This is a genomic window from Serratia sp. J2, from assembly GCF_046269175.1.
Taxonomy (GTDB): Bacteria; Pseudomonadota; Gammaproteobacteria; order Enterobacterales; family Enterobacteriaceae; genus Chania; species Chania fonticola_C.
Genome location: NZ_JBKABN010000004.1, coordinates 98843 through 124204 on the forward strand (window position 1 = coordinate 98843; position 25362 = coordinate 124204).

A 25362-nucleotide genomic window follows, 5' to 3' on the forward strand; every position below is an offset into this window, starting at 1 on the left:
CATGGAAACGCTATTGGAAGTGCGCAACCTGACCAAAACCTACCGCTATCGCACCGGGCTGTTCCGCCGCCAGCATGTGGAGGCGGTCAAGTCTGTCAGCTTTACCCTGCGTGAGGGCCAGACGCTGGCGATCATCGGTGAAAACGGCTCGGGTAAGTCAACTCTGGCGAAGATGCTTTCCGGCATGGTGGAACCCTCTTCGGGTGAAGTGCTGATCGACGACCATGCATTGGCCTATGGCGATTATCGCTACCGCAGCCAGCGTATCCGCATGATTTTCCAGGATCCGAGCACCTCACTCAACCCACGTCAGCGCATCGGTCAGTTGCTTGATGCACCGCTACGTTTGAATACCGAGTTGGAAGCCGCAGAGCGCGAGGTACGCATCAACCAGACCCTGCGCCAGGTGGGGATGCTGCCAGACCACGCTTATTATTATCCGCACATGCTGGCCTCCGGGCAGAAACAGCGCGTGGCATTGGCACGGGCGTTGATCCTGCAGCCAAAGGTGATTGTTGCCGATGAAGCGCTGGCTTCGCTGGATATGTCGATGCGTTCGCAGATCATCAACCTGATGCTGGAGCTCCAGGAAAAACACGGGATTGCCTATATTTATGTGACGCAGCATCTGGGCATGATGAAGCATATCAGCGACCAGGTGATGGTGATGCATGAAGGGGAAATCGTGGAACGTGGCAGCACCGCCGAAGTGCTGGCTGCACCGCTACACGATCTCACCAAGCGGCTGATTGCCAGCCACTTTGGCGAAGCGCTCACTGCCGATGCCTGGCGACGTGACGGCGGCAGATTTTAATTTCGCTGACTTCCTCCGGGCGCACTACTGCGCCCGTTTCTCCACCTACCTGCGCATTAGCATCGGTTGTTGGCGTTAATCTGGACCTGCTTAACGAATAATAAGTAACGCTCAGGCAGAAAAACCAATCACTCATCAAGCAGCTAAAATAAAAAATTATTTCATTCATTTTAAGTGAAGATTAATCAGGACCCAAAACATATTGTCGGCCTATCCTTATTTTATACCGAGAATCATCCAATTGATTATAAATCCAGTCTGTTATTATAATGGCACCGTTCAATAGATTGATTAAATATCAGTAAGTACGGATTTACTCTCATTAATTGCCATAAGGAAATGCTGTGAAAAAGCTCAATACCTCGGAAGCCTCAAAGATTATTGGTGGCCATCGATACATTTGCACTACTCACTATGAACAACGGGGCCCTGGGAACTGTTTCCGCGTAGAGCATTGTAAAGACAAGTTCGGTTATGGTGAGGATATTGCTCATAGCCGTGTCAGTTGCGATAACCTGCAATAATTGTTACTGCTGGGCACGGATCTCGTGTAATCACTATCCTCCTGTTATTATAATAATTTACTTTTAAGTATTTGATTAGTTATCATCAACTGCCATTAAGGATATGTTGTGAAAAAACTCAACACCTCAAAAGCGTCAAAGATTATTGGTGGTGCCAATTATATTTGCGTAACCCGTGATGTCGCCTAGACATCAAAAATTTGTTATCGCGAAAAGACTTGTAAAGACAAGAACGGTAACACTAGAGATCTTACTCGTATCGCTATTACTTGCCAGAATCCGTGATAATTGCCCGTAACTGGCACTAAGTTAGCGTCATCACTACCATGGCACGGCGTAGTTATGCCGTGCCATGGTAGTGTTTCGTCAAGGTCATACAATCTCAGTAAACGCTTAATTTCCAGCCATGTTGTGGGCTGCAACAGTTGAAGCGGTATGGCATTTTGGCACCCATCTACCCTACCGCAATATATTTTATTCCTTTACGCTATTAATTAGCACTTAACATTATTTTATCTCGCCAATCGAATCGGTGAAGATATCCCCTACGTTGAGCCTTACAAACAACAGGATATCGCGCTGATGAACCACACCCGCCACCAACGCTTCTCGCAACTGATGCTTATCCTTGCCGCTGGCTTCGCTATTTATGGCCATGGTCTATGCAGCCATGACTGATGCCTGCCCCGTGGTTTTTTACCCTGCCACCGTTGCCAACTGTAACGGTGGCTTGTTGTATTGATGAAGGATTTTATCCGATGGAACATCGCCTAACCCCTTTCCAGTGGTACCACGAAACCCAGCGAAGCTCAGGCGACAGTTCGCCACTTGAGCCTGCCGCAGCAAGCTTGCGGGAGCGTTTTTTGTTAGGCCTGGGCTCATTTACCGACGAGGGATTGAAGGCCGCCCTCAGCGATCGTATTGACGTTTTTACCGCGTCTTCGGCCTGCTATCCAGTACTGTTCCCCGATCGGGTCAGCGTTTCGCGCGAAGTGACGTTGTCACCTTACGATCGTCTGTCGACGGCCTTGACGGTGGCGCAGGTCACCGGCGTGCAATCGCTTTGTAGCCATTACGCTGCTCGCCTCGCCCCTCTGGACAGCCCGGATGCTACGCGGGAAAGCAATGTCCGCCTGGCACAAATCACCCAATACGCCCGCCAACTCGCCAGCCAACCGACCCTAATTTGCCGCAAGGCTTTACAACAGCTCGGCGAAGTTGGCCTGAGCACGCAAGATATTGTGACCTTTTCGCAAATCATCGGTTTCGTTAGCTATCAGGCACGGGTGGTCGCCGGTATTGCAGCGCTGGCAGGCAGACCCGCCGTGGTGTTACCAGGTTTCCCTCAAATCGAAGATGCCAACGCGGCAGGATTTTCCTGTGCGACACGCTTATGGCAAACTCGCCTGCCGGAGATCGTTGTCGAGCAGGCCCAGGCTCGGCAGCTCGACATTCTGGACCAAAGCCACCCGGACGCCCGCAGCGAGTCTTATTACTTGCTGTTAGCCCACGACGCGCCTGCCCTGCATGAGCGCAATGCGGTATTTAACAGTATTACCCACCACGCTGACGGGCTATCCCCACGCCTGAAGGCTTTGGTTGCTCTGGTGACATCACGTATTAATGGCAGCCATTATTGTGCCGCCACGCTAGCCAATAACATTGCCGATCGGGAGTTGGCACTGGCATTAGTGGCTGGGATTGATAACGCGCTTGAGGTTGCCGACGATCCGGTGACCGCAGCCGTAATAGGCGTGACGGCCGAGCTGACGCGAACGCCTGAGAAATTCACGGCACAAAGCGTGCAGCCGCTGCTCAACAGCGGGCTGGATCGGTCGCAGGCATTGGACGTGATTTTAACCAGCGCGCTGTACGCCTGGGAAAACCGGCTGCGTTACAGTCTTGGCGATACGGTGGCAGCCGATCTAGTTCAGTAACCAAGCCTGAGCCGCATCAAAAAAGTGTTGCGCCAGCGGCGTGGCCCTTGCTGGCTCGGCGATCACCAAGGCGGCATGACGAGACATCGGCGCAATGGCAACGCTGCGCCGTTGCAGCTGTGGCATCATTTCCATCTGCAAGTTACCGCCGGGGAATAACCCGCATCCCAAACCGACAAAAATCCCTTGTAACAGTTGAAAGATTGAGGTGGTTTCCATCCGGGTATGTAACGTCAAGCCCGCCTCACGAAACTGCTGATCCAGGTAACGACGGAAGTAACGCGTCGGCTCAGCCAGACATAATGGTAGATCTGCCACGGCTGACAGCGTGAGTGGACTTTCCCCCACCAGCTCAGGGAAATGCTGGGGATGAAACACCAGGTCGATGCCGCTGTCGGCCAAAGACTGCGACTGGAAATGCAACTCCTTGAGCGTTGGTAGCTCAAAGAAACCGATGCCGATATCCACCGTGTGCGCTGTCAACGCTTCCAGCAGTTGATCGGCGCTCAATACCGCTACGCGATAGTCCAACTGCGGGTAACGCTCACTGACCGCCTTCAACATCTGTGCTAACGAAATACTGCACTGCGGCACGGTGCCGATACGCAACGTCCCGTTCAACCCGTGTTTCAGCGACTCCACTTCCAGCTTCAGCCCCTGATAAACGGAAACAATTTCCCGTGCCCAGGCCAAGACCCGCTCACCTTCGGCGGTGAAGCCCTCAAAATTGTTGCCACGGTTGATCAGCGAGACACCCAGTTCTTTTTCCAGGTTTTTCAGCCGCATGGATAAGGTCGGCTGGCTGACAAAGCTGGCCTCTGCGGCGCGACCAAAGTGGCGTTCCCGCTCAAGATTACACAGGTAGATCAGTTGCTTAATATCCATGTATTGGCCCGGAAAATGGTTTCTGCGTGAAGTATATCATTTGCTACAGCCTTGCTGGCAGCGGCGATAAGTGTCGTCTATCCCATCATTGCTCTATTCGATTAGACGCCAGGCCTTTCCCCCCCTAGACTTGCCACATAAATACTCAAAATGCTTAAAAAAGCATTTACCTTTTAGCTACATTAATCACCTGCGAAGAAAATCATGAAATTTAAACCGTCAATCAAGCCTTATCGCGGCGCGGCGGGCGGCTGGGGCTCATTAGAAGCCACCACCCGCTATGTGTTCGACAGTAAACAGGCGCTGAAAAATCTGCGCAACCTGATGCGCATTAACAAGGCGCGTGGTTTCGACTGCCCCGGCTGTGCCTGGGGTGATGACAACCACAGCACTTTCAGCTTCTGCGAGAACGGAGCCAAAGCCGTCAGTTGGGAAGCCACTCGCAATGCGGTTGAACCGGCCTTCTTTGCGGCCCACAGCGTCAGTACCCTGCGTGAGCAAAGCGACTACTTTCTGGAGTATCAAGGCCGGTTGACACACCCGATGCGCTACGACGCCAAAACCGATCGCTATCAGCCCATCACCTGGCCGGATGCCTTAAAACTTATCGCCAGCCATATCCAGGCAATGGATAACCCTAACCAGATTGAGCTGTACACCTCAGGCCGCGCCAGCAATGAAGCCTCCTACCTTTATCAGCTGTTTGGCCGGATGCTGGGCACCAGCAACTTCCCGGACTGTTCCAATATGTGCCACGAAGCCAGTGGCGTTGGCCTCAAGCAGAGCATCGGCGTCGGCAAAGGCACCATCCGCATGGATGACTTCGAGCATGCCGACGCGATTTTTGTGTTTGGCCAGAACCCCGGTACCAACCATCCACGCATGCTGCACAGCTTAAAACACGCGGCCAGCCGCGGCGCGCGCATCGTCAGTTTCAATACCCTACGCGAACGCGGGTTGGAAAGGTTTGCCGACCCGCAAAACCCGATCCAGATGCTGACGCCCAAGTCCTCGCCCATCAGTTCGGCCTACTTCCAGCCCAACCTGGGTGGCGATATGGCGGCGGTGCGCGGCATGGTGAAGGCGCTACTGGAAACCCACCGCCAGCGGATAGCCGCCAATGAGCCAGGTCTGTTCGACCAGCCGTTTATCGATCGGCATTGTGTGGGCATCGAAGAGTATCTGGCTCAGGTGGATGCCACCTCATGGCAACAAATCACCACGCAATCCGGGTTGAGTGAAACCCAACTGCGCCATGCGGCTGCGATTTACCAAGGTGCAAAGCGTGTTATCTGCACCTGGGCGATGGGCGTCACGCAGCATAAGCACTCTGTACCAACGGTGCGCGAGATCACCAACCTGCTGTTGTTGTTCGGCCAGTTGGGCAAGCCAGGCGCGGGCCTGTGCCCGGTACGCGGCCACAGCAACGTGCAAGGCAACCGCACCATGGGCATCGATGAGAAAGCGCCCAAGGCGCTGCTGGATAGTTTGGAGCAGCATTTTGGCTTTAGCCCCCGCCGCGAGATGGGCCACAATACGGTCGAAGCCATTGAAGCGATGCTGCGGGGTGAGGTCAAGGTGCTGATTGCGCTTGGAGGCAACCTTGCAGCAGCGGCACCGGATACCGAGCGTACCGCTCAAGCCTTGCGCCGTTGTGATTTGACGGTGCATATCAGCACCAAGCTGAACCGCAGCCACCTGATCACCGGTAAAGATGCTTTGATCTTGCCGACGCTGGGGCGTACCGAGTTGGATATGCAGGCCAGCGGCCCGCAATACATCACGGTGGAAGATTCCTTCAGCATGGTGCACGCCTCCGAAGGCATCGGCAAACCGCTGGCAGACACCCAGCGTTCTGAAACCGCGATTGTCTGCGGCATTGCCGACGCGGTGCTGGGCAACCAAAAGTTGGATTGGCTGGAGCTGGCCGACGATTATTCACTGATCCGCCAGCATATCCAGGCCACCATTCCCGGCTTTGATGATTTTAACCAGCGCTGTGAGCAGCCAGGAGGGTTCTATCTGGGCAACGCCGCTGCCGAATTGCGCTTTGCAACTCAAAGCGGCAAAGCCGAGTTCAGTGCTGCTGCGTTACCCGATACCCTTTTCCCACAAATCGGGGCGGAAAAAGCACCGTTCGTGCTGCAAACCCTGCGTTCACACGATCAGTACAACACCACCATCTATGGACTGGACGATCGCTATCGCGGCGTTTACGGCCAGCGCGAGGTGCTGTTTATTCACTCTGAAGATTTGGCCGATCTTGGCCTACAGGATGGAGAGTTGGTGGAAATAGAAACCTTATGGAACGATGGCATAACCAGAAAGGTCAGCGGTTTCAAGCTGGTCAGCTACGATATCCCACGCGGTAATCTGGCAGCCTACTATCCTGAAACCAACCCGCTGGTGCCGCTGGCCAGTTTTGGTGATGGCACCGGCACGCCGACCTCCAAATCGATTCCCGTCGCCATCCGCCGCTGCGCTCAGACACCTACATTGCGTATTGTTTAGTCTATTAAGAAAAGTTCTAGATACTCAGTCTCAACCCTACTTCATCAGATGGTTGAGACTGAAAATGTTCATTTTTAAATGACACAACAGCTAACGCTCAGGGAATGCATTCACGCCGGTAAGCTTGGCCGTTAAGGACCATAATTTTAATGCCTCTGCAGGATCAATCGCATATTCGCAAACGCCCACAAATGGCTCATCATAATCAGATGCCAGACCGGCTACATCACAATCCTCACAGTAAAGTCCTCCGAGACCGTCCAGCAAAGGACTTGTAGCAGCCCATACCTCAGTGGCAGCCCCTTGTGCTGGGGACTTAAAACTGGGATCGATGGGGTTACCCCCCAAATCCAGCCAACCTTCTCCGATCATTTCCTCATTTGTCAGGTGACGCTGCAGTGGTGTGAATATTTTACCTGGGTGCAGTGAGAAAGCATGAATATCCCGACTTTTACCATAATTATCCAGTTGAAGCGCAAATAGAATATTGGCCGTTTTTGACTGACCATATGCGAGCCATTTGTCGTAACCTTTAGTAAACTGAATATCGTCCCATCGGATGGGTGAATTATGATGGCCAGCGGATGAAACGCAAACCACCCTGCCGCCGGGACGTATGTTATTCCAAATGAGATTTACCAGAACATAGTGTCCAACGTGGTTGGTTGCAAACTGGCATTCCCACCCCGGGCCGACTCGACGTTCTGGACAGGCCATAATACCTGCATTGCAAATGACATAGTCAAAGGCATAGCCGTTAGCAGCAATGATAGAGGCCAGATTTCTAACCGATAAAAGGTCTGAAAGCTCGAGTGGCAATAGTGTAATATTGGCAAGCTCATTGAGCGCTTTTGCTGCGTTATCGACGTTGCGAGCAGCCACAAAAACGTGCACACCTGCGGAAGAAAGCGCTTTTGTCGCTTCCAAACCCAAGCCTGAGTGCCCGCCTGTAATTAGCGCCGTCTTACCCTTGAGATTAAGACCGGAAAGAACATCAACAGCGGTAGTTAACTTACCGAACCCTGATTGGATTGATTCTTGTACTCTCATGCTCCCTCCTTACCCTTAATAGTCTGATGAAGGTAACACCCACGGCCTTTGCACTACGGCTTTTTCTTGCGGACTGCATAATTATCGCGAGCCATCGTCGGAAAAGCGTGACGTTTGGCTTGCCCGCAAGGAGTGATTCGCGTAAAACTGTCAGCCGCAAATCTTGCCACTCACAACCCATTCACTGGACGATATGTTTCAAGATAACCCGCTGCTGGCGCAGCTTAAACAGCAACTTCACTCTCAAACCCCGCGTGTTGAAGGCGTAGTAAAAGGGACTGAGAAAGGTTTTGGCTTTTTAGAAGTCGACGGGCAGAAAAGTTACTTTATTCCGCCGCCGTACATGAAAAAAGTCATGCATGGGGATCGTATCGTCGCCACCCTGCATACCGAAAAAGAGCGCGAAATCGCTGAACCGGAAAACCTGGTTGAGCCTTTCCTGTCGCGTTTTGTTGGCCGGGTGCAGAAAAAAGACGATCGCCTGTCGATTATCCCCGATCATCCGTTGCTGAAAGACGCGATCCCATGCCGTCCGGCGCGTGATGTGACTCATAACTTCCAGGCCGGTGACTGGGCCGTCGCAGAAATGCGCCGTCATCCGCTGAAAGGCGACCGCACTTTCAATGCCGATCTGACTCAGTTCATCACCGACGGTGAAGATCACTTCGCGCCGTGGTGGGTCACGCTGGCTCGCCATAATCTTGAAAAAGAAGCACCAGACATGGTCACGATCTCCGAACAAGAGACTTCGCTGGTCCGTGAGGACCTGACCGCGCTGGACTTCGTCACCATTGATAGCGCCAGCACCGAAGATATGGACGATGCGCTGCACGTGCAAGACAACGGTGACGGCTCGCTGCTGTTGACCATCGCCATTGCCGATCCTACCGCCTATGTCGAGCAAGGCAGCAAACTGGATGATATCGCCCGCAAGCGCGCGTTCACCAACTACCTGCCGGGCTTCAATATTCCGATGTTGCCACGCGATCTATCCGACAACCTGTGCTCGCTGCGTCCAAATGAGCGCCGCTCGGTGCTGGCTTGCCGCGTGACTATCGCCGCAGACGGTGCACTGGGCAACGATATCCATTTCTTCGCCGCCGAAATCGAGTCCAAAGCCAAACTGGTTTATGACGAGGTTTCTGACTGGCTGGACGGCGTCGCTGGCTGGCAGCCACCGAGCGAGAGCATCGCACAGCAGATCACTTTGCTTAAACAGGTTTGCGATGCACGCAGCGCCTGGCGCCATCAGCATGCGCTGGTGTTCAAGGATCGCCCTGACTACCGCTTTGTCCTCGGCGAGAAAGGCGAAGTGCTGGACATTGTTACCGAACAGCGTCGTACCGCCAACCGTATCGTTGAAGAGTGCATGATCGCCGCCAACGTCTGTGCCGCGCTGGTACTGCGCGATCGTCTGGGCTTTGGCATCTATAACGTGCATAACGGCTTTGATCCCGCTCTGGTTGAGCAGGCGGTCACCGTGTTGCAGGCCAACGGCGTTGAAGCCGATGCCGAGAAGCTGCTGACCCTGGAAGGATTCTGTGAACTGCGCCGTCACCTCGACTCGCAGCCAACCCAGTTCCTGGACAGCCGCATCCGCCGCTTCCAGACCTTTGCCGAGATCAGCACCACGCCTGGCCCGCACTTCGGTCTGGGGCTGGAGGCGTACGCCACCTGGACCTCTCCGATCCGTAAGTATGGCGATATGGTCAACCATCGTCTGCTGAAAGCCATTATCAGCGAGCAGGCGGCGGAAAAACCGCAGGACGATGTCACCGTGCAACTGACCGAGCGCCGCCGTTTGAACCGCATGGCAGAGCGAGACGTTGGTGACTGGTTGTATGCCCGTTTCCTCAAGGATAAAGCTGGAACCGATGAGCGCTTCAACGCCGAGATCATCGACGTAACCCGCGGTGGCCTGCGCGTACGCCTGCTGGACAACGGCGCGATGGCCTTTATCCCTGCCCCGTTCATCCACGCGGTTCGCGACGAGATGGTGTGTAGCCAAGAGACCGGCACCGTGCAGGTGAAGGGCGAAGTCATCTATCGCCAAAGCGATAGTTTGCAAGTGAACATTGCCGAAGTGCGTATGGAAACCCGTAGCGTAATCGCCAGACCGGTGGCCTAACGTTATCCTTGTTCGATCAAGGCGATACTTCGGTATCGCCTTTTTTATGCCTGCAATAACCTATTCTGCCCCCGTATGGCACGCTTCTTTCAGCAAACTCCAACTGAGTTCACATTTCTGATCCGACCAGCCACCGCCCGCGTTTAAACCTCCTACGTTTAATGAGTCGTTAACTTTTTGACGTACTCACAAACTAAAAAAATCACCTTTCTACCTCTGCACAACAAGGAGTTGCGGAACATGAAAAACGTCAAGTCGGCCATCATCTGGCTCGCGGTGGCGCTGGTCGGTGCCTTCGCTTTTGGCATGCTGGCTTTGAGCCGCGGGGAGCACGTCAACGCTGTCTGGCTGGTGGTGGCCTCCGTCGCCTGCTACAGCATTGCCTACCGCTTCTATAGCCGGTTTATTGCCAAGAACGTCTTTGAACTCGATGACCGTCGGTTAACGCCAGCGGAGCGCCATAACGATGGCCTGGACTATGTCCCCACCAACAAATGGGTGCTGTTTGGTCACCACTTTGCCGCCATTGCCGGTGCTGGCCCGCTGGTAGGGCCTATCCTGGCAGCGCAGATGGGCTTCCTGCCTGGCACCATCTGGATATTGGTTGGGGTGATGCTGGCTGGTGCGGTGCAAGATTTCCTGATCCTCTTTATTTCCACCCGCCGCGACGGACGCTCGCTGGGGGAAATGGCCAAGCAGGAGTTAGGCGCCTTTGCCGGTGTGGTAACCATGCTGGGCGCACTTGGGGTGATGATCATCATCCTCTCGGCGCTGGCGTTGGTGGTCGTTAAAGCGCTGGCAGACAGCCCTTGGGGTCTGTTCACCATTGCTGCCACCATCCCGATTGCGCTGTTTATGGGCGTTTACATGCGCTTTATCCGCCCAGGCAAGATTGCAGAGGTTTCGCTGATCGGCTTTGTGCTGATGATGATGGCGATCATCTACGGGGGTAATATCGCCATGCACCCATACTGGGGGCCGTTCTTTACCCTGCACGGCACCACCCTGACCTGGGTGCTGGTGATTTATGGTTTTGTCGCCTCGGTGCTGCCGGTGTGGTTGCTGCTGGCTCCGCGTGACTATCTTTCTACCTTCCTGAAAATCGGTGTGATCGTGGGGCTGGCGGTAGGCATCGTGTTCGCGATGCCGGAAATGAGAATGCCGGCGGTGTCACGCTTTATCGATGGCAGCGGCCCGGTGTTTGCCGGTTCACTGTTCCCGTTCCTGTTTATCACCATTGCCTGTGGCGCGATTTCCGGGTTCCACGCCCTGGTCTCCAGTGGCACCACACCGAAGCTGGTTGAGCGTGAGAGCCATATCCGCTTTATTGGCTACGGCGGCATGCTGATGGAGTCCTTCGTGGCCATCATGGCGCTGATTTGCGCTTCAGTGATCGACCCAGGCGTCTACTTTGCCATGAACTCACCGGCGGCGCTGATCGGCACCACGGTGGAGAGCGCATCGCAGATGATCAACAGTTGGGGCTTTATGGTCACTCCGGAAACGCTGACGCAGATTGCCCATGATGTGGGCGAGAAGTCGGTGCTGTCCAGGGCGGGTGGCGCACCAACCTTTGCCGTCGGCATGGCCCATATCATTAGCGAGGTGTTTAACAGCCGGGCGATGATGGCCTTCTGGTATCACTTTGCCATCCTGTTTGAAGCTCTGTTTATCCTCACAGCGGTGGATGCGGGCACCCGTGCCTGTCGCTTTATGGTGCAGGATCTGGTTGGCGTCGCCGTTCCGCGCTTGGCGAACAACCGTTCCTGGTTCGGCAACCTGGCCGGTACCACCGTGGCCGTCGCCGGTTGGGGCTTCTTCGTTTATCAGGGCGTCGTTGACCCGTTAGGTGGAATCAATACGCTGTGGCCGCTGTTCGGCATTGGTAACCAAATGTTGGCTTCAATGGCGCTAATCCTGGGCACCGTGGTGCTGTTCAAAATGAAGAAACAGCGTTACGCCTGGGTGACCATACTGCCCACGATCTGGCTGTTTATCACCTCAATGACGGCGGGCTGGCAGAAGATTTTCCACGAGAAACCCAGCATCGGCTTCCTGGCGCAGGCGAAGAAATTCTCTGCCGGGATTGAATCGAACACGGTTATCGCCCCGGCCAAATCCATTGCGGATATGCAGACCATCGTGTTTGCCAATCAGATTAACGCCGCGTTGTGCGCCTTCTTTATGCTGGTTGCGGTGACGATGCTGGTTTCGGCCTTCTTCGTGGTGCGCCGCGCGTTGAGTTCCAAAACGCCTACGGTTCGTGAAAGCACGATCGTGTTGCGTGAGGAAACCGGGCGTATCTAACTGAGCGGGTGTCCTACAGGATGAGCCGGTTGAAACTGGCTCATCGAATATCTACAAGGGCGGCCAAGTGCCGCCCTTTTCAATGCACTTTAGCTTATCAGCGTCGTGCCGAAAGCCCCCAGCCAATCCTGTTCAAACTTCTCAACCGCCGCCTGAACCGCCGGGGTGGAAATAAACTGTTCTGCCACATCCACCGGTAAAGTGATCGACTGACAGCCTGCCAACAGACACTCCAACGCCTGACGTGGCGTTTTGAAGCTGGCCGCCAGCACCTTGGCATGAGGAGCATGCAGCGATAACAGCTGTTGCAACTCGTGCACCATTTCAACGCCGTCGCCACCCTGTGCGTCCAGACGGTTAACGTAAGGTGCTACATACTCTGCCCCGGCCAACGCCGCCAGCAGCCCCTGACCAGCGCCGTAAACGGCGGTACCCAAGGTAGGGATCGACATGGATTTCAGCTTCTTGATTGCCGCCAGCCCCTCTGCAGTGGTGGGGATCTTCACGACCAGGCCCGGCACGCGTTGACTCAGCAGGACGGCTTCGGCAACCATACGTTCCGCGTCGTTGGCCATCACCTGGGCAAACAGCTTGCCGGTACCGCCTAACGCATCACGCAAGGCCGGGAGAACCTCCCAGATCGGCTTGCCTTCTTTGGCAACAATGCTTGGGTTGGTGGTCACACCGTGCAGCGGCAAGACGCGCGCCAAACGTTTCACTGCGCTGACGTCGGCAGTATCGAGATACAGTTCCATAACCTTCTCCTGATTCTTTTGTGGGCAGATTCAAACTCTGAACATAATAAGCGAAAAAAGCCCTTATCATTTGATTAAAATCAAATCAACTTTCATTCGAAACCTATTTAATTTACGTAAGAAGATTTTAGACTTCACAGGTGACGAATGCTTTTCAATCTACAGCGCTACTCAACACATGACGGCCCAGGCATCCGCAGCGTGGTATTCCTTAAGGGCTGCTCACTTGGCTGCCGCTGGTGCCAGAACCCGGAAAGCCGTTCGCGCCAGCAGGAGCTGCTGTTTGACGAGCGCCTGTGCCTGGCGGCCTGTACCCTGTGCAGTGAGAGTTGCCCGCACGCGATCACCCGCGTCGACGACAAGACTCTGAGCCTGCAACGTTCATTACTCACTGCCGCCGATTATGACGCATTAAACGGCTGTTGCCCAACCGGGGCGCTGAGCGTCTGCGGTACGGCGCTCGACCTTGATGCGGTAATGGCCGAAGTAATGCGCGATAAGCCTTACTATCTGCGCACCGGCGGTGGCCTGACGCTGTCCGGCGGTGAGCCGTTTATGCAGCCAGAGGTTGCGGCTGAACTGCTGAAACGCGGGCGAGAGGCCGGTATCCATACCGCTGTAGAATCTTGCCTGCATACGCCTTGGTCCTATATCGAGCCATCTCTGCCCTGGCTAGACCTGATGCTGGCAGATCTGAAGCACGTCGACCAGGTTCGCTTCAAGCAATGGACCGAAGGCTCCGCCAAACGGGTGATGGATAACTTCCGCCGCTTGGCCGCCGCTGGCACTCAGATCACCGTACGGGTGCCATTAATCCCCGAATTCAACGCCGATCGCGACTCGATCCGCGCCATTACCGACTTTGCCGCCGATGAAATCGGCGTCAAAGAGATCCATTTTTTACCGTACCACACGCTGGGGATGAATAAATACCATCTGCTCGGCGCGCCTTACTACGCTTCCCGTACCCCACTAGACGACCCCGAACTGCTGGCCTATGCCGAAGATTACGCCAGCGCCAAAGGTCTGACCGCCATTTTGCGAGGATAACACCATGACAACGCTGGATCTGACTACCCTGACCGAACGCACGCTAGCGCATAAAAACGCGCTGATCCATATCGTCAAGCCACCGGTCTGCACCGAACGCGCCCAGCACTATACCGAAACATACCGGCAGCATCAGGATAAGCCGCTGCCGGTAAGGCGTGCCATGGCGTTGGCTAACCACTTGGCCAAACGGAGCATCTGGATCAAGAATGATGAGCTGATTATCGGTAACCAGGCTAGCCAGCTACGCGCCGCGCCGATCTTCCCGGAATACACCGTCAGTTGGATCGAAAGCGAAATTGACGAGTTGGCCGATCGCCCCGGCGCTGGTTTCTCCGTCAGCGAACAGGATAAAAAGATATTGCACACCCTGTGTCCATGGTGGCGTGGTCAGACCGTGCAGGATCGCTGCTACGGTATGTTCACCGATGAGCAGAAAGCCCTGTTGGCTACTGGGATCATCAAGGCCGAAGGCAACATGACGTCCGGCGATGCGCACCTGGCGGTTAACTTCCCGCTGTTGCTGGAAAAAGGTCTGGATGGCCTGCGTGAGAAAGTGGCTGAGCGCCGTGAACGCCTGCACCTGACGGACTGGGACGACCTGCATAAGGAACAGTTCCTCAAGGCCATCGACATCTCGCTAGACGCTCTCAGCGAGCATATCCTGCGCTTTGCTCAGTTGGCCCGTGAAATGGCCCAGGAAGAGCAACGCATCTGGCGGCGTGAAGAGCTGTTAACCATGGCAGCCAACTGCGAACTGATCGCCCATCAACCGCCACAGACCTTCTGGCAGGCGCTGCAACTGTGTTACTTCATTCAGCTGTTCCTGCAGATCGAATCCAACGGTCACTCCGTATCCTTTGGCCGCCTCGACCAATATCTGTATCCTTGGTATCGCCGTGACGTGGAGTTGGAGCAAAGCCTGCCGCGCGAAAAAGCCATCGAGATGCTGCACAGCTGCTGGCTGAAACTGCTGGAAGTGAACAAGATCCGCTCCGGCTCGCACTCCAAAGCTTCCGCCGGTAGCCCGCTGTACCAGAACGTCACCATCGGCGGCCAGAAGTTGGTCAATGGCCAGCCTTGTGACGCGGTCAACCCACTCTCTTACACCATTCTGGAATCCTGTGGCCGTCTGCGGTCAACGCAGCCTAACCTCAGCGTGCGCTATCACGCCGGGATCAGTAATGATTTCCTCGACGCCTGCGTGCAGGTGATCCGCTGCGGCTTCGGCATGCCGGCGTTTAACAACGATGAGATCGTGATCCCAGAGTTTATCAAGCTGGGCGTCGAACCACAGGATGCCTACGATTATGCCGCTATCGGTTGTATCGAAACCGCCGTTGGCGGCAAGTGGGGCTATCGCTGTACCGGGATGAGCTTTATCAACTTTGCCCGCGTGATGTTGGCAGCACTGGAGCAAGGGCGCGACGCCACCTCCGGCAAGATTTTCCTACCGCAGGAGCTGGGACTGTCTCAGGGCAACTTTAGCCAGTTTGACCAGGTGCTGGAGGCCTGGGATACGCAGATCCGCTATTACACCCGCAAATCGATTGAGATTGAGTGCGTAGTCGATACCGTACTGGAAGAAAATGCCCACGACATCGTGTGCTCGGCCTTGGTGGATGATTGCATCGAGCGCGGCAAGAGCGTCAAACAAGGCGGTGCGAAATATGACTGGGTGTCCGGCCTGCAGGTTGGGATCGCCAACCTGGGTAACAGCCTGGAAGCGGTACGCAAGCTGGTGTTCGATCAGGGAATGATTGGTCAGCAACAGCTGGCTCAGGCTCTTGCTAACGATTTTGCTGGCCTGGACGGCGAACAACTGCGCCAACGCTTGATCAACGCGGCGCCAAAATACGGCAACGATGTGGATGATGTCGATCAACTGCTGGTACGTGCCTATCAGACCTATATCGACGAACTGAAGCAGTATCACAACACCCGCTTTGGCCGTGGCCCGATCGGTGGTACCTACTATGCGGGCACCTCCTCCATTTCGGCCAACGTTCCGTTTGGTGCTGCCACCATGGCTACTCCAGACGGCCGTAAAGCGCATACGCCATTGGCAGAAGGGGCTAGTCCGGCCTCCGGCACCGACCATCTTGGCCCAACGGCGGTGTTCAACTCGTTGAGCAAACTGCCCACCGAATCGATTCTGGGTGGCGTGTTGCTGAACCAGAAGCTGAACCCGTCAACGCTCGAGAACCCGCGTGACCGCGAAAAACTGATGCTGATGCTGCGCACTTTCTTCGAGGCTTACCATGGCTGGCACGTGCAGTATAATATCGTGTCACGGGAAACGCTGTTGGCCGCCAAGCAACATCCTGACCAATATCGCGATTTAGTGGTACGCGTAGCTGGATATTCTGCCTTCTTTACCGCATTATCCCCAGATGCGCAGGATGACATTATCGCGCGTACCGAACATACTCTTTAATCAGTGAATCGTTGCGGTCACCCTTTGGTGGCCGCCTATCAGGCCGCTATGAATTCAAGACAACAAACCATTTTGCAGTTGGTGAATGACCGCAGACGCATCAGCGTTGGCGAGCTGGCGCGCGCCTCTGGCGTTTCTGAGGTGACGATCCGCCAGGATCTTAATCTGTTAGAAAAACGCAGCTATCTGAAACGCGTTCACGGTTCTGCCGTTGCGCTGGAAAGCGACGACGTTGATGCCCGCATGATGTCCAACTTCACGCTTAAGCAGAAGCTGGCACAATATGCTGCATCGCTGGTCAACGATGGCGAAACCATCTTTATCGAGAGCGGCAGTGCCAACGCCCTGCTGGCCCGCTATCTGGCCGAGCGCAAGCGCGTTACGCTGATCACCGTCAGCCATTACATCGCCCATCTGCTTAAAGAGACCGACTGTGATGTGATCGTACTCGGCGGCATGTATCAGAAAAAGAGTGAAACCGTGGTTGGCCCGTTAACCCGCCTGTGTATCCAGCAGGTGCACTTCAGCAAGGCGTTTATCGGGGTGGATGGCTATCACGCGGAAACCGGCTTCACCGGCCGGGATATGATGCGTGCCGACGTGGTCAATGCGGTATTAGCCAAAGGCGTAGAGAACATTGTGCTGACCGACTCGTCAAAATTTGGCCAGATCCAACCTAATCCATTGGAGCCAATGAGCCAGATTGGGCGGGTGATCACCGATTCACGTATCGCCAACGACTACCAGCAATTGCTCAAACGCCAAGGTATCAAGTTGGATCTGGTTAACGAATAACGGCTGCGGGGCCCTTCGGCCCCGTGGTAAGGTTACTGCCCGTAGTAGGCATGCGCACCGTGCTTGCGCAGATAGTGCTTGTCCAGCAGGGTCTGCTGCATATTGCCCAACCCAGGCGCTAACTGGCGCGAAAAGATCCCCATATAGGCCAACTCTTCCAATACGACGGCATTATGTACAGCGCTGTCAGCGTCTTTGCCCCAGGCAAATGGGCCATGGGAATGCACCAGCACCGCCGGTATCTGGGCAGCATCCAACCCGCGCTCTTTGAAGGTTTCGACGATCACCTGCCCGGTTTCCCATTCATAACGGCCGTTGATCTCTTCGTCCCGCATTAGCCTGGTACAGGGAATATCACCATAGAAGTAATCTGCATGTGTCGTTCCCCAGGCGGGGATGGCTAATCCGGCCTGTGCCCAAATGGTGGCGTGGCGCGAGTGGGTGTGAACAATCCCACCCGCTGCAGCAAAGTTCAGGTACAGCACCCGGTGGGTATCCGTATCGGAAGAAGGCTTTTTACTCCCCTCCACCACCTTGCCGCTCTCCAGTTCCACCACCACCATATCGTCACGGGTCATGGCATCGTACTCAACGCCAGAAGGTTTGATCACCATCAGCCCCTGCTGGCGGTCTACGGCGCTGACATTGCCCCAGGTAAAGGTCACCAGATGATGGCGCGGCAACTGAAGGTTGGCTTCCAGCACCTGTTGTTTGAGTTCGTTTAGCATGATCATATCCTTGTGGCTTGGTCTGCGACCATTGTCAGCAGGCATGCCACAAGGCGGTATGGGATAGATCGCTAAAGACCACGTAGAGTTCTGCTGGATACACAAAGATGTGTGGTGGCTGATTCGGAATAATCGCCTGCCGACCCGGGCTAAATTAAGACTATTTCCCTATTTATCCCCCGTCAGAGATTTATACTGAAACAAGGCGAAAAAACCGCCCTGATTTTTTAATTGCCCTATTTTGTGCAATAAATGCCATTTTTTATTTCAAGGTTGTCTGGAAGGCAGCGCCAGGCCAGTTTGCTGATTACTGCCTATACTAAAGCTGTACTATGCCAGCAAAGTAGTTCCATATAGCCGATGCTAAGGAGAACTCATTATGATCATTAATCAACGTTTTGCCACCGCCGCCGTGGTGATTACCCTGGCCCTGTCGCTGAGTGCCTGTTCGAATATGTCTAAACGTGACCGCAACACGGCGATTGGTGCCGGTGCAGGTGCGGTAGGTGGTGCAGTGCTGACTAACGGCAGCGCGTTGGGGACCGTCGGCGGTGCCGCTGTTGGTGGTATCATCGGTCACCAGGTGAGCAAATAAGCCACGGCTTGCCGATACCTCTGCCAATAGGCTAGCAAAAGCTTTACGCTTTGACGTCTAATCGAAAATACTTTCAGGTCTATTCACACGTTGTTTTTACGAGCGCTGCCGCAGTAACCTCACTACGGCAGCGTTTATCCGTATGATTAACCACCAGCCAGTTTTACCTTCATCCCCTTGGCTTCCAACAGTTGCTTAAGCAGGTCGCGTTTGTCGCCCTGGATCTCGATCACGCCATCCTTCACCGAACCGCCACAACCGCATTTCTTTTTCAGTTCAGCAGCCAGTTTATCCAGTGCCGCATCATCCAGATCGACACCGGTGATCAGGCAAACCCCCTTGCCTTTTCTGCCGCTGGTCTGGCGTTGAATACGCACGATGCCATCGCCTTTGGCGCGCTCTGGCTTGGCTTCTTCCTGCTTGATACGCCCGCTGTCGGTGGAGTACACCAGGCGGCTATTATCATCATTCATGCTGGGTTCCTTACGCCAATGAGGCTCGAATAGCGCTGAGCGCTGCCGCTGGATCGGCGGATTGCGTAATCGGACGGCCAATCACCATATAATCAACTCCAGCGGCCAGAGCCTGCACCGGCGTCATTACGCGGCGCTGATCGCCAGCGGCACTGCCTTCAGGGCGAATACCTGGAGTAACCAGTTGGAACTGATTGCCACAGGCAGCTTTCAGGCGTGAAGCTTCCTGTGCAGAACAGACCACGCCGTCCAGGCCACAGTCGCGCGTCAGGCGAGCCAATCTTTCCGCCTGCTCTGCCGGGCTGAGTTCGATACCAATAGCGCGCAGATCTTCCGCCTCCATACTGGTGAGAACGGTTACGGCAATCAATAGCGGTGCATCCGCGCCATAAGGCAGCAGCGCCTCTTTGGCCGCGTTCATCATGCGAGCACCACCGCTGGCATGTACGTTCACCATCCATACGCCCAACTCCGCCGCAGCGGCTACGGCATGTGCCGTGGTGTTAGGAATATCGTGGAATTTCAAATCGAGGAAAACCTCAAATCCGCGCTGATGCAGATCGCGCACGATCTCAGGCCCGAACAGGGTGAACATCTCTTTACCCACTTTTAGCCGACAATCTTGCGGATCGATGCGGTCGGCAAAGGCCAATGCGGCGGAACGGTCAGCGTAATCCAATGCCACGATGATGGGCGATGATTTTAAGTCATTGTTATTTGAATTATTTTCAGACTTCATAGCTTCTACCTTGTGTGAAATGGACATGATGAGTAAGCCGCCAGCAAAACTGACCGCCGCATTCTACATGCCAGACAGCGGAAATCCCAGTCACGCAGTCTGTTGCCGTTACGTATTGTTAACGCAGCGTTGGTCATCGACTGTCAATAACCCCCTACGCCCTTAACTCAGGGTGAGTAAAACGCGGTAAAGAAGCGTAAATTATTAATCAAATAATTTGATTAACATACTCAAGCCTATCCGATTTCATCCGTTTATAAATGCTCTATTATTCAATACATCGAAAGCGGAAACACTTTCACCCTCAAAACTAAATTGGAGATACTCATGAAAGGCATCAAATATTTTGCAGCAGCTACCGTTCTGGCCCTAACCTCATTTGCCAGTGTTGCCGCTGAGCCGGTCAGTCAGCAACAGGCACAGAAACTGACAGAAGTTGGCGTAGTTTCTGCTGGTGGAGCCACCACATTGAGCAGCCTGGAAGCCAAACTGGCGGCCAAAGCCGAAGCCCAAGGCGCTAGCAGCTACCGCATTGTCGCCGCCGGTGGTAACAACATGCTGCATGGCAACGCGGTCATCTATAAATAAGTTCGAGCCAACCTCTAGATTATCTGAACGGGCGCTGCATTCGGCGCCCATCCTCTACGACACCACACCTCACCTGTTTTTATTCTGGTACCAACTTGCGGCAGACATTCAGTACCAATTGCCGCAGCCAACGATGAGCCGGATCCGCCTCGGCACGTGGGTGCCACAGCTGCGATATCGTAATCGGGCTGGTGGTTACCGGCAGTTCAAAAGCCCAGAGTGTCGCTACGCCCCCATCAATATTGGTCACCTGTTGATTGATCAGGAATGAGGCAGGCACCAACGCCACCAGATCAGATTCCTGAGCTACGGCCAAGGCAGCTGGAAAACTCGGCACCATGGCGGCAATGTTGCGCCGCAAACCTATTTCAGCCAATGCTTCGTCTACCGGCCCATAGGTGTGCTCCCGTCGGGAAGCGACAACGTGGCCCAAAGCGGCATACTGGCTGGCCGTCACCTCGAATTCCCGCGTCAGCGGATGCCCCGCTCTTACCACGCCAACGAAGCGATCCCTGAACAGCGCCTGCAGGCGTATTTCCGGCCCCATGGTTCCCAAAACACCAATCTCAAGATCGACCAGACCTTCACGCAGATGCTTTGAGGTTTTCTCTGGCTTGGGCGAAAAACGCAGACGCACTAAAGGCGCTGCCTTCGCCGCGGCCGAAATCAGTGAAGCTCCAAATGCCTCCACAAACCCCTCATTGGCACGAATGATAAAAGTTCGCTCCAGCGTGGCGAGGTTCAATTCTGTGGCTGAAGGACGCAGCACCGAACGCGCCGCAAATACGGCATTTTGCGTACGTTCACGAAGCTCCTCGGCATATGGCGTCAACACCATGTGCCGCCCGGCGCGCACCAACAAGGGATCTTCGGTAACGGTGCGTAGCCGGGTGAGCGTGCGGCTCATGGCCGAAGCGCTTAAACCAAGACGACGCGCAGCACCAGCCACGCTGACTTCAGCAAGCAACGCATCAAGGGCGATGAGTAAATTGAGATCGGGTTCAGTCATGGCTCATAGTATCTCGACCAGAAAAATGAGGAAAGCGTGGCGCGTTTGTATAGTTCACTTATGTTACAAATTTATTAAATTTTTATTACACACTAGACAGATCTGCACCGCTGACTTAGCTTGATGGTAACCTCCCGCGTAAAAGGCAGCAAAATGAGCGAGATATCGACACTGACCATCAAGATCCCTCTGGCACTGAAAGAGCAAATCAAGGCGATTGCCTTGGAAAACCAGCTTTCATTGAGTGCGGAGGTTTGCCAACGGCTGGAACATAGCTTCGAAGTCCCGGCCAAAGCCAACAAGAAAGTGGCTCCGTTGCATCATGACGATATTGATAATCAAGGTACCGAAGAGGAAGTTGAACAACCTCTTAGCCAGAAAGAGCTGAAGAAGCTGCGCCAACTGCTGAAAGGCGGCGCGAAAGGCAGCAAGAAAAAATAAGGCTAAATGAATTTGTAGGCGATGAGCATTAACTCAGTTCTCCCCCTCTCCCACAGGGAGAGGGAACCGACCGAGTTGGGATGAGGCGCAATTATTGCCCATCTAGCCCGCGTATAGGTTTAACCGAAGACCAGGCCCGGCACGAAGGGCAATGCCAGTAAAGTGAATGGGCGGTAAAGCCGCATTTGTGGCAGCGGTAGCGTGGTTTGGTGCGGATCTGCTCGCCCACCATATCCCGCAACAACAGCAGGCTTTCTTTGGCGCGCCCGTCTTCTGCATCAGCCAGATGATAATCCATCAGGCGATAAAACACGCGCATGGTCGGATGGCGCTGCAACTGGCGATTGATGTACACCTGCACCACATCGCTCCCTTCCTTCTGCTCGATCACTTCCGCCAGCATCAATTCCGCCGTGGCACCGGTATTCTCCGCCACACAACGTTTGAGGAAGTCTGCCCAGTCTTGCTCTTGTTGAGGCAAGTGCTGGTAGCATTCCTGCAGCATCGGCAACGCTTCGCTGACCAACTCCTTGTCTTGATCCAATACGCGCGTCAGCGTTTCTACCGCCTTGGCATACTCCTCTTGCGCCATGAAGATACGCCCAACCATGATCGACACGCGAGCGCACTGTTTATCCGCCGAGGCCGCGCGCTTGAGCAGGCTCATCGCCTTATCCAGATCGTCGCTGCCCATCGCCTGCAGGGCCAGCTCACAATAAAAATGTGCGATCTCGACGCGCTGCTTTTCCTTACCCAGCTTGACCAGTTTTTCTGCAACTTCGATGGCTTTCTGCCAGTCGCTGGTGGCCTGGTGGATCACCAGTAATTGCTGCAGCGCGGAAACACGGAAGTCTTCTTCATTGATTAACTGGCTGAACATGTCTTCGGCGCGGTCATACAACCCGGCGGCCATATAGTCACGCCCCAGTTGCTGTATCGCCAGCAGACGCTGTTCGAAGGTTAGAGAAGCGCTTTCCATCAAGGCCTGATGGATGCGGATGGCGCGATCGACCTCACCACGAGAGCGGAACAGATTGCCCAACGTCAGATGGGCTTCAACGGTATTGCTGTCCTCTTTCAACATGTCGAGAAACAGATCGACCGCTTTATCCTGCTGGTTGGAAAGCAGGAAGTTAACCCCAGCCACGTATTCACGCGACAGGCGGTTGGCTTCCTGTTGTTTATCCTGCTGAGCACTTCTGCGCCCCATGTACCAACCGTACGCGGCAGCTACAGGCAGCAACAGAAACAGCAGCTCTAACATAACAGATTATTCCTTGCTGACTGCGGGCAACGGTGCCGGCTCGACAGGTGCTTCGAGTTGCAGTTCCAGCCTTTTGATTTTCCGCTCTGCACGCCCAAGAGCGATACGTGTGCGCAGATAAAATAACCCACAAATAATCCAACCCAGCACAAAGCCAGCACCAAACAGGGTGGCCAACAGGGTTGATACCGGATATTCGCCCTGAGCAACCAAATAGTTAAACGTCACCACCTGGTCGTTATGCGCGCCCAGCGTGACTGAAGCCACGAATATCACCAGAACCAATAAAAAAATCAGTAAATATTTCACATTCTTTCCCGCAATGCCGAGTGAATCGGATGAACTCTACCCTCAAGGCCACAAACCGGAACCCAATACAGGGTTTGCAGCCCACGGGTAATTGCCGCTAAGTGGCGTCCCTATGACTTAAGTTAGCATTTCCCGTCGTAGCAGGGAAACCCTGGCAGACGATAAAACCGTAGATCTGCTGGGATATTCAGCAAGAAATGCAGCGCCTGAGCAAATTAATGAGAAAGCTTCTCAAAAACACGGGTTTGATAAGATATGGGGGCGAAAGAACAGATTGCAATGCGGGGTAAAAACCAGCGTTGATGCGGCCCCGAGTTGGAGCCGCGATTGGTGACAACGTCACGATAAATTTTCATCACCTTCCGTGCTAAATCACTTATCGCGTTCCCGCTCGCCGATTTCCTGCTGCTCCTGCGGGGGAATGGTGAGTGGCCCAAACCAACGCTGAGCCAGCCAACTTGCCAGGGTAACCAGCAGCCAGCTAATGACAATCGCCATCGCCAGATCCCGCGGCCAATGCATGCCGAGCATCAGGCGGCTTCCCATCACGCCAAATGCCCAAACCATCAGTACCGCTACGGTTTTAAAGTGCCTCCGTGGCCACAGTAACCCGACCCCCAGCAATGCCCACGTAGCGGCAAACATCGTGTGGCCTGAAGGGAACGAAAAGCCGGTCTCAAACTGCCAGTGTTTGCTCAGCCATTCAGGCACCAGCGCCTGGCCCTGCAACTGCTCTTTGACCAAGGCGCTACGCTGCTTTCTGTCCAACGAGTAGAAGTATTTTTCATCAATCTGATGGGTCGACTCCAGCCATATGACAAACGGCCGAGGTGCCTGCACCTGCTCTTTGATGGCGGATTTGACCGCCTGACCAATTCCGACTGCCGCAGACAGCAGGATGAACAACCCCACCGCCGCTTTCAGCCGAAAGCGTAAACACCACAGAAACCAGGCCGACAGCATCAGGCTGGTAAGGATCCCCCAGGGCGCAGTGACGGTTTCCGTCACCCAGAACAGCGCTTTTAACAGGCCGTCATTACCGCCGGGTTGCCAGTGCCACCCAAAAAGCCAGACCGCGAGGGGCAACAACAACAGCACAATCGCTCCGCCCGCCGTGCGTTTTGCTATCTTTAACATCCCATTATCCTTCCGCTGTGGTTAACCCGCAGTGTAACAATCTTGCTAACCCAGCAAAACAAGAGAAATTAGGCAGATAACTCACCTATTGTAGCAATAGGGGCGGTAAAACGCCGGATGCTGCTTTGCTGAGCACCACTCGGCCAGAAGTTATGGCAAAATAGCCACTAATGTATGAAATAGCGATCGTCGCCGTCTGTTTTAATGCTGGTCAGTCCCCTGTTCCAGTCGTAGGATGCACGCAGCGATTTGACAGGTAGTGTTTTTGGAGAGTGACATGCAGCTTAAACGTGTGGCGGAAGCCAAACTGCCAACACCATGGGGTGATTTTCTGATGGTGGGGTTCGAAGAACTGGCCACCGGGCACGATCATCTGGCACTGGTTTTCGGCGATATTACCGGCGAAACACCGGTCCTCTCACGGGTTCATTCCGAATGTCTGACCGGTGATGCGCTGTTCAGCCTGCGCTGTGACTGCGGTTTTCAACTGGAAGCCGCGTTGGAACAGATCGCCGAGGAAGGCCGTGGCATTTTGCTGTATCACCGCCAGGAAGGCCGCAATATCGGTCTGTTGAACAAGATACGTGCCTATGCCTTGCAGGATAAAGGGGCGGACACGGTGGAAGCCAACCATCAGCTAGGCTTTGCCGCCGATGAGCGAGACTTCACTCTGTGCTCCGATATGTTCAAACTGCTGGGGGTGGATGCGGTGCGCCTGCTGACCAATAACCCGAAGAAGGTCGAGATCCTGAGCGAAGCGGGCATCAATATTTCTGAGCGCGTACCGTTGATCGTTGGCCGTAACCCGAAGAACGAGCGTTATCTGGCCACCAAGGCCGCTAAAATGGGCCATTTGCTGGACAAAAACTAACAACAAGGGCGCCTT

23 protein-coding genes are annotated in these 25362 nt (G+C 54.5%); 12 read left to right on the forward strand and 11 right to left on the reverse strand.

The features are described 5' to 3' along the window. The first annotated feature begins 1 nt into the window (after window position 1). Window positions 2-814 carry a putrescine export ABC transporter ATP-binding protein SapF gene (sapF, locus tag ACKWMY_RS05745; RefSeq protein WP_024529292.1) on the forward strand — a complete coding sequence of 271 codons (813 nt, stop codon included), beginning with the start codon at window positions 2-4 and terminating at the stop codon, window positions 812-814. Window positions 815-1845: 1031 nt separating this feature from the next. Here sapF and ACKWMY_RS05750 read toward each other — a convergent pair. Next, window positions 1846-1995: a hypothetical protein gene (locus tag ACKWMY_RS05750; protein ID WP_161629489.1), complete on the reverse strand. Its 150-nt coding sequence runs from the start codon at window positions 1993-1995 to the stop codon at window positions 1846-1848. A 101-nt stretch (window positions 1996-2096) separates the two neighbouring features. Between ACKWMY_RS05750 and ACKWMY_RS05755 the strand changes: the two genes are divergently transcribed. Then, a complete protein-coding gene (locus ACKWMY_RS05755) occupies window positions 2097-3275 on the forward strand; it encodes a CMD domain-containing protein (protein WP_409486024.1) in 1179 nt (392 codons plus the stop codon). Here ACKWMY_RS05755 and ACKWMY_RS05760 read toward each other — a convergent pair. Continuing rightward, entirely contained in the window at window positions 3264-4160 is an 897-nt protein-coding gene (locus ACKWMY_RS05760) for a LysR family transcriptional regulator (RefSeq protein ID WP_199061732.1), read from the reverse strand. The genes ACKWMY_RS05755 and ACKWMY_RS05760 overlap by 12 nt on opposite strands. A gap of 204 nt (window positions 4161-4364) precedes the next feature. On the opposite strand from ACKWMY_RS05760, the gene ACKWMY_RS05765 reads away from it, so the two are divergent. Continuing rightward, a complete protein-coding gene (locus ACKWMY_RS05765) occupies window positions 4365-6671 on the forward strand; it encodes an FdhF/YdeP family oxidoreductase (protein WP_409486025.1) in 2307 nt (768 codons plus the stop codon). Between the two features lie 90 nt (window positions 6672-6761). On the opposite strand, the gene ACKWMY_RS05770 is transcribed toward ACKWMY_RS05765, so the two are convergent. Then, window positions 6762-7721 carry an oxidoreductase gene (locus ACKWMY_RS05770; RefSeq protein ID WP_409486026.1) on the reverse strand — a complete coding sequence of 320 codons (960 nt, stop codon included), beginning with the start codon at window positions 7719-7721 and terminating at the stop codon, window positions 6762-6764. 193 nt (window positions 7722-7914) lie between these two features. On the opposite strand from ACKWMY_RS05770, the gene ACKWMY_RS05775 reads away from it, so the two are divergent. After that, window positions 7915-9849 (forward strand): exoribonuclease II, encoded by a 1935-nt coding sequence (locus ACKWMY_RS05775; RefSeq protein ID WP_211136051.1) that lies wholly within the window; start codon window positions 7915-7917, stop codon window positions 9847-9849. A 240-nt stretch (window positions 9850-10089) separates the two neighbouring features. Beyond that, a complete protein-coding gene (locus ACKWMY_RS05780; RefSeq protein ID WP_074029201.1) occupies window positions 10090-12156 on the forward strand; it encodes a carbon starvation CstA family protein in 2067 nt (688 codons plus the stop codon). 89 nt (window positions 12157-12245) lie between these two features. Here the strand turns inward: ACKWMY_RS05780 and fsa are convergent, their stop codons facing one another. After that, window positions 12246-12911 (reverse strand): fructose-6-phosphate aldolase, encoded by a 666-nt coding sequence (gene fsa, locus ACKWMY_RS05785; protein ID WP_024529285.1) that lies wholly within the window; start codon window positions 12909-12911, stop codon window positions 12246-12248. A gap of 147 nt (window positions 12912-13058) precedes the next feature. On the opposite strand from fsa, the gene ACKWMY_RS05790 reads away from it, so the two are divergent. The 3 genes from ACKWMY_RS05790 to ACKWMY_RS05800 are packed head-to-tail and all read left to right on the forward strand — an operon-like array spanning window position 13059 to window position 17193. Beyond that, on the forward strand, window positions 13059-13961 hold the full coding sequence (locus ACKWMY_RS05790) for a glycyl-radical enzyme activating protein (RefSeq protein WP_024529284.1): 903 nt from the start codon (window positions 13059-13061) through the stop codon (window positions 13959-13961). Between the two features lie 4 nt (window positions 13962-13965). Beyond that, window positions 13966-16398: a formate C-acetyltransferase/glycerol dehydratase family glycyl radical enzyme gene (locus ACKWMY_RS05795; RefSeq protein WP_409486027.1), complete on the forward strand. Its 2433-nt coding sequence runs from the start codon at window positions 13966-13968 to the stop codon at window positions 16396-16398. Window positions 16399-16446: 48 nt separating this feature from the next. Continuing rightward, window positions 16447-17193, forward strand: a complete 747-nt coding sequence (locus ACKWMY_RS05800; RefSeq protein WP_024529282.1) for a DNA-binding transcriptional regulator YciT — start codon at window positions 16447-16449, stop codon at window positions 17191-17193. 32 nt (window positions 17194-17225) lie between these two features. Here ACKWMY_RS05800 and araD read toward each other — a convergent pair whose 3' ends face one another. After that, a complete protein-coding gene (araD, locus tag ACKWMY_RS05805) occupies window positions 17226-17921 on the reverse strand; it encodes an L-ribulose-5-phosphate 4-epimerase (protein ID WP_199061751.1) in 696 nt (231 codons plus the stop codon). A 376-nt stretch (window positions 17922-18297) separates the two neighbouring features. On the opposite strand from araD, the gene osmB reads away from it, so the two are divergent. Further along, window positions 18298-18516 (forward strand): osmotically-inducible lipoprotein OsmB, encoded by a 219-nt coding sequence (osmB, locus tag ACKWMY_RS05810; RefSeq protein WP_024529280.1) that lies wholly within the window; start codon window positions 18298-18300, stop codon window positions 18514-18516. 146 nt (window positions 18517-18662) lie between these two features. On the opposite strand, the gene yciH is transcribed toward osmB, so the two are convergent. Continuing rightward, window positions 18663-18989 carry a stress response translation initiation inhibitor YciH gene (gene yciH, locus ACKWMY_RS05815; protein ID WP_024529279.1) on the reverse strand — a complete coding sequence of 109 codons (327 nt, stop codon included), beginning with the start codon at window positions 18987-18989 and terminating at the stop codon, window positions 18663-18665. 10 nt (window positions 18990-18999) lie between these two features. Next, window positions 19000-19728 carry an orotidine-5'-phosphate decarboxylase gene (gene pyrF / locus ACKWMY_RS05820; protein WP_024487003.1) on the reverse strand — a complete coding sequence of 243 codons (729 nt, stop codon included), beginning with the start codon at window positions 19726-19728 and terminating at the stop codon, window positions 19000-19002. Window positions 19729-20055: 327 nt separating this feature from the next. On the opposite strand from pyrF, the gene bhsA reads away from it, so the two are divergent. Further along, window positions 20056-20316 (forward strand): multiple stress resistance protein BhsA, encoded by a 261-nt coding sequence (gene bhsA / locus ACKWMY_RS05825; RefSeq protein WP_024529278.1) that lies wholly within the window; start codon window positions 20056-20058, stop codon window positions 20314-20316. Between the two features lie 79 nt (window positions 20317-20395). On the opposite strand, the gene ACKWMY_RS05830 is transcribed toward bhsA, so the two are convergent. Then, entirely contained in the window at window positions 20396-21325 is a 930-nt protein-coding gene (locus tag ACKWMY_RS05830; protein ID WP_024529277.1) for a LysR family transcriptional regulator, read from the reverse strand. A gap of 153 nt (window positions 21326-21478) precedes the next feature. Here ACKWMY_RS05830 and ACKWMY_RS05835 point away from each other — a divergent pair, with 153 nt between their 5' ends. Continuing rightward, entirely contained in the window at window positions 21479-21766 is a 288-nt protein-coding gene (locus tag ACKWMY_RS05835; protein WP_074029387.1) for an Arc family DNA-binding protein, read from the forward strand. 91 nt (window positions 21767-21857) lie between these two features. On the opposite strand, the gene lapB is transcribed toward ACKWMY_RS05835, so the two are convergent. The 3 genes from lapB to pgpB form a co-directional block, all read right to left on the reverse strand. Then, window positions 21858-23030, reverse strand: coding sequence for a lipopolysaccharide assembly protein LapB (gene lapB, locus ACKWMY_RS05840; protein WP_024529275.1), 1173 nt, complete (start codon window positions 23028-23030; stop codon window positions 21858-21860). Window positions 23031-23036: 6 nt separating this feature from the next. Next, the gene (locus ACKWMY_RS05845) at window positions 23037-23339 is read right to left on the reverse strand and encodes a LapA family protein (RefSeq protein ID WP_024486501.1); all 303 of its coding nucleotides are present in this window, start codon (window positions 23337-23339) and stop codon (window positions 23037-23039) included. A 372-nt stretch (window positions 23340-23711) separates the two neighbouring features. Then, a complete protein-coding gene (pgpB, locus tag ACKWMY_RS05850; protein ID WP_409486028.1) occupies window positions 23712-24476 on the reverse strand; it encodes a phosphatidylglycerophosphatase B in 765 nt (254 codons plus the stop codon). Between the two features lie 277 nt (window positions 24477-24753). Between pgpB and ribA the strand changes: the two genes are divergently transcribed. Further along, entirely contained in the window at window positions 24754-25347 is a 594-nt protein-coding gene (gene ribA / locus ACKWMY_RS05855) for a GTP cyclohydrolase II (protein WP_024529263.1), read from the forward strand. Window positions 25348-25362 lie beyond the last annotated feature (15 nt).

What these genes read in the sequence shown, in the direction of transcription:
- sapF (WP_024529292.1), top strand. Translation starts at nt 2, where the DNA reads ATGGAAACGCTATTGGAAGTGCGCAACCTGACCAAAACCTACCGCTAT.
- ACKWMY_RS05750 (WP_161629489.1), bottom strand. Translation starts at nt 1,995, where the DNA reads ATGGCCATAAATAGCGAAGCCAGCGGCAAGGATAAGCATCAGTTGCGA.
- ACKWMY_RS05755 (WP_409486024.1), top strand. Translation starts at nt 2,097, where the DNA reads ATGGAACATCGCCTAACCCCTTTCCAGTGGTACCACGAAACCCAGCGA.
- ACKWMY_RS05760 (WP_199061732.1), bottom strand. Translation starts at nt 4,160, where the DNA reads ATGGATATTAAGCAACTGATCTACCTGTGTAATCTTGAGCGGGAACGC.
- ACKWMY_RS05765 (WP_409486025.1), top strand. Translation starts at nt 4,365, where the DNA reads ATGAAATTTAAACCGTCAATCAAGCCTTATCGCGGCGCGGCGGGCGGC.
- ACKWMY_RS05770 (WP_409486026.1), bottom strand. Translation starts at nt 7,721, where the DNA reads ATGAGAGTACAAGAATCAATCCAATCAGGGTTCGGTAAGTTAACTACC.
- ACKWMY_RS05775 (WP_211136051.1), top strand. Translation starts at nt 7,915, where the DNA reads ATGTTTCAAGATAACCCGCTGCTGGCGCAGCTTAAACAGCAACTTCAC.
- ACKWMY_RS05780 (WP_074029201.1), top strand. Translation starts at nt 10,090, where the DNA reads ATGAAAAACGTCAAGTCGGCCATCATCTGGCTCGCGGTGGCGCTGGTC.
- fsa (WP_024529285.1), bottom strand. Translation starts at nt 12,911, where the DNA reads ATGGAACTGTATCTCGATACTGCCGACGTCAGCGCAGTGAAACGTTTG.
- ACKWMY_RS05790 (WP_024529284.1), top strand. Translation starts at nt 13,059, where the DNA reads ATGCTTTTCAATCTACAGCGCTACTCAACACATGACGGCCCAGGCATC.
- ACKWMY_RS05795 (WP_409486027.1), top strand. Translation starts at nt 13,966, where the DNA reads ATGACAACGCTGGATCTGACTACCCTGACCGAACGCACGCTAGCGCAT.
- ACKWMY_RS05800 (WP_024529282.1), top strand. Translation starts at nt 16,447, where the DNA reads ATGAATTCAAGACAACAAACCATTTTGCAGTTGGTGAATGACCGCAGA.
- araD (WP_199061751.1), bottom strand. Translation starts at nt 17,921, where the DNA reads ATGCTAAACGAACTCAAACAACAGGTGCTGGAAGCCAACCTTCAGTTG.
- yciH (WP_024529279.1), bottom strand. Translation starts at nt 18,989, where the DNA reads ATGAATGATGATAATAGCCGCCTGGTGTACTCCACCGACAGCGGGCGT.
- pyrF (WP_024487003.1), bottom strand. Translation starts at nt 19,728, where the DNA reads ATGAAGTCTGAAAATAATTCAAATAACAATGACTTAAAATCATCGCCC.
- bhsA (WP_024529278.1), top strand. Translation starts at nt 20,056, where the DNA reads ATGAAAGGCATCAAATATTTTGCAGCAGCTACCGTTCTGGCCCTAACC.
- ACKWMY_RS05830 (WP_024529277.1), bottom strand. Translation starts at nt 21,325, where the DNA reads ATGACTGAACCCGATCTCAATTTACTCATCGCCCTTGATGCGTTGCTT.
- ACKWMY_RS05835 (WP_074029387.1), top strand. Translation starts at nt 21,479, where the DNA reads ATGAGCGAGATATCGACACTGACCATCAAGATCCCTCTGGCACTGAAA.
- lapB (WP_024529275.1), bottom strand. Translation starts at nt 23,030, where the DNA reads ATGTTAGAGCTGCTGTTTCTGTTGCTGCCTGTAGCTGCCGCGTACGGT.
- pgpB (WP_409486028.1), bottom strand. Translation starts at nt 24,476, where the DNA reads ATGTTAAAGATAGCAAAACGCACGGCGGGCGGAGCGATTGTGCTGTTG.
- ribA (WP_024529263.1), top strand. Translation starts at nt 24,754, where the DNA reads ATGCAGCTTAAACGTGTGGCGGAAGCCAAACTGCCAACACCATGGGGT.